Source organism: Dyella sp., assembly GCF_035508675.1.
Lineage (GTDB): Bacteria > Pseudomonadota > Gammaproteobacteria > Xanthomonadales > Rhodanobacteraceae > Dyella_B.
In genome coordinates, this window is record NZ_DATJMN010000318.1 from 1 (window position 1) to 3,056 (window position 3,056).

Genomic DNA, 3,056 nt, shown 5'->3' on the forward strand with positions numbered 1-3,056 from the left:
ACCGGGCCGACTTTGTGGTGGATGGCGCTGATCATGTTTTCGCACGAAACCGGATCGGATACGTCGCCCTGCACCAGGGTGACTTCAATGCCGCCCTGCTCCATGGTCTTGCGCCAGGCATCGGCTTTTGCCTCGTCGCGATAATTCGTGACAACTTTATGTCCCTGTTGGGCCAGGTAGCGCACGATCGCGGTACCAATGCCGCCAGTGCCGCCTGTGACGAGAGCCGTACGCTGGGTCATGCCTGTTCTCCTTGTAATGTCTGCGTAATGAAGTACCGCGCAAGGCGCGCGAACCCGCTGAGGTTATACGCAGACATCACGAAGGCATAGCAGTTCTTGACGGCACGCCGAAGCTGCGCATCGGATCGTTATACAAGGTTAAGCGGCGCGATGATCGCTGCATTGCGTCAAACGGCGCGGATCGAAATGCCTGAGCGCCGCATCCAGCAAATCCGAAGGATGGATGGCTGTTTCGGCCGTAATGATGCCTAGAAACGCGAGCGCGCGGCGCAGGCCCGGCATGGGGTCGGATGGATCGACCTCGCGTGAGCGTTCGGACTTCGACAGCTTGCGGCCTTCGCCGTCCAGCACCAGCGGCAGATGCAGGTAACGCGGTGTCGGCAAACCCAGGCAACGCTGCAGCCAAATCTGCCGCGGCGTGGAATCCAGCAGATCGCTGCCGCGTACCACCTGGGTGATGCCTTGCCAGGCATCATCTACCACGCAGGCAAGCTGGTAGGAATAGAAGCCTTCCACGCGGCGGATGACGAAATCGCCTACGTTTTCACGCAAGCGCTGCTGCTGCGGGCCTTGCAGCTCGTCGATGAAGCGGATGGTTTCATCCGGTGCACGGATACGCCACGCCGGTTTGCGTTGGGGATCGGGGTGGGCCATGCAGCGGCCGTCACGATGGATGCCGCCCACCGTTGCCAAGTCGCTCCGGCTGCACCAGCATGGAAACACAAGGCCCGCCCCTCGCAGTTGTTCGAAGGCGGCGTCATAGGCGGCGATGCGTGACGACTGATAGACAACCGGCTTGTCCGCCACCAGGCCGAACGCGGGCAAGGCCGCCAGGATGGCCGTGGCGGAACCTGGCACCTCGCGTGGCGGATCGATATCTTCCATCCGGACCAGCCACTGCCCGCCGGCATGGCGCGCGCAGAGCCAGCTCCCCACGGCGGCGACCAGCGAACCCGCGTGCAAGAGACCGGTGGGGGAGGGGGCGAAGCGTCCGCGATAGCTCATCGCGCCATTTTACGTAAGCTGGCCGGTGTGTCGGAGGCGGGGCAGGTTGTGGCGTTTAACTCTTGAAAAACGCAGGCTTAGCCAGAATCTCTGGGGCTTGGTTACCATCGCCAGGTTTTTCGGAAGAACTCTTTAGGGATGACTATGCGCCGCATCGCACTTTTCCTTCTTACCAACATCGCCGTCCTGCTGCTGCTGAGCGTCGTCTGCCATATCTTCGGCATCGATCAGTGGGCCGCCGTGCATGGCTACGGTGGTATGGGTGGGTTGCTTGCCTACGCCGCGGTCTTTGGCATGGGCGGCGCCTTCATCTCGCTGGCCATGTCCAAATGGATGGCGAAGATGACCACCCGTGCGCGCGTGATCGAGCAGCCGCAAAACGAGGCCGAGCGCTGGCTGGTCGATACCGTGCGCCACCATGCGCAGAACGCGGGTATCGGCATGCCGGAGGTGGCGATCTACGACGCCCCGGAAATGAACGCCTTCGCCACCGGCATGAGCAGGAACCATGCGCTGGTCGCGGTAAGCACCGGTTTGCTGCAGCAGATGGATCGGCAGCAGATCGCTGCCGTACTCGGACACGAGATTGGCCATGTGGCCAACGGCGACATGGTGACGCTGACCCTGATCCAGGGCGTGCTCAACACGCTGGTGATCGTGGCCGCGCGCATCGTGGGCCGCCTGGTCGACAGCTGGCTTTCCGGTGGTCGCGACAACCGGGAGGGCGGCGGCATCGGCTACTTCGTTTCGGTGATCGTGCTGCAGTTGGTGTTCGGCTTGTTCGCTTCGATGATCGTGATGGCCTTCTCGCGCTGGCGCGAATTCCGTGCCGATGCCGCGGGTGCCAAGCTCGCCGGCCGCGGTGCGATGATCTCCGCGCTGCAGCGTCTGCAGCTCAACCATGGCGAAAGCACGCTGCCCAAGACCATGGCCGCGTTTGGCATCTCCGGGCCGTTGGTGCAGGGTCTGCAGCGCTTGTTCATGAGCCACCCGCCGTTGGATGAGCGCATTGCGGCGCTGCAAAAGCAGATGATGTAATGGGTTTTCCTTCTCTCCCGTAAGCAAAAGTTGATAGACGGGAGAGCTGGGTAAGGGTAAGGGGCGAATCCGGCGGCATCGCCGGGTTCAGGGCGTTGCTCGTTGATGTATGGGGTAAACCTTGGTCCCTCACCCGCTCCTCTCCCGTGGAGAGGTAACTTTGTTCTCCTTTGTGATCTGACCAACCTTTAATGACGCCATGACCACGACAGCCGAAACCCGCAAATTCGAAGCCGAAGTCGCCCAGGTGCTGCACCTGGTGACGCACTCGCTGTACTCGCACAAGGAAATCTTCCTGCGCGAACTGATCTCCAACGCATCGGACGCCTGCGACAAGCTCCGTTTCGAATCCATCGGCAAACCCGACTTGCTTGCCGGCGATGCCGAGCTGCATATCGACGTGAGCTGGGATGCCGACAAGCGCACCGTGACCGTGCGCGACAATGGCGTCGGTATGAGCCGCGATGAAATCGTCGCCAACCTGGGCACCATCGCCAGCTCCGGCACGCGGCGCTTCCTGGAAGCGATGAGCACTGAGCAGAAAAGCGACGCACGCCTGATCGGCCAGTTCGGCGTGGGCTTCTACTCGGCTTTCGTGGTGGCCGACAAGGTCACCGTGCTGAGCCGCCGCGCGGGTTTGCCGGCAAGCGAAGGCGTGAAGTGGGAGAGCGACGGCAAGGGCGAATACGCACTGGAGCAGGTCGAGCTAGCCGAACGCGGCACCTCGATCATCCTGCACCTGAAAGCCGATGAGGACGATTTCCTCAAGCG

The 3,056-nt window shown here is 62.0% G+C and carries 4 protein-coding genes; 2 read left to right on the plus strand and 2 right to left on the minus strand.

All coding sequences use genetic code 11. From position 1 onward, the window contains the following. A partial coding sequence (locus tag VMA74_RS16840; RefSeq protein WP_325369049.1) for an SDR family NAD(P)-dependent oxidoreductase occupies positions 1–242 on the minus strand: 242 nt, incomplete at its 3' end. A 138-nt stretch (positions 243–380) separates the two neighbouring features. Beyond that, positions 381–1,247, minus strand: a complete 867-nt coding sequence (gluQRS, locus tag VMA74_RS16845) for a tRNA glutamyl-Q(34) synthetase GluQRS (protein WP_325369051.1) — start codon at positions 1,245–1,247, stop codon at positions 381–383. 144 nt (positions 1,248–1,391) lie between these two features. Between gluQRS and htpX the strand changes: the two genes are divergently transcribed. Next, positions 1,392–2,285: a protease HtpX gene (gene htpX / locus VMA74_RS16850; protein ID WP_325369053.1), complete on the plus strand. Its 894-nt coding sequence runs from the start codon at positions 1,392–1,394 to the stop codon at positions 2,283–2,285. Between the two features lie 199 nt (positions 2,286–2,484). Continuing rightward, positions 2,485–3,056: ATP-binding protein (locus tag VMA74_RS16855; protein WP_325369055.1), on the plus strand; the 572-nt coding region annotated here is incomplete at its 3' end.

Bases quoted from the DNA above. Each gene is read 5' to 3' on its own strand.
- gluQRS (WP_325369051.1), bottom strand. From the start codon at position 1,247: ATGAGCTATCGCGGACGCTTCGCCCCCTCCCCCACCGGTCTCTTGCAC.
- htpX (WP_325369053.1), top strand. From the start codon at position 1,392: ATGCGCCGCATCGCACTTTTCCTTCTTACCAACATCGCCGTCCTGCTG.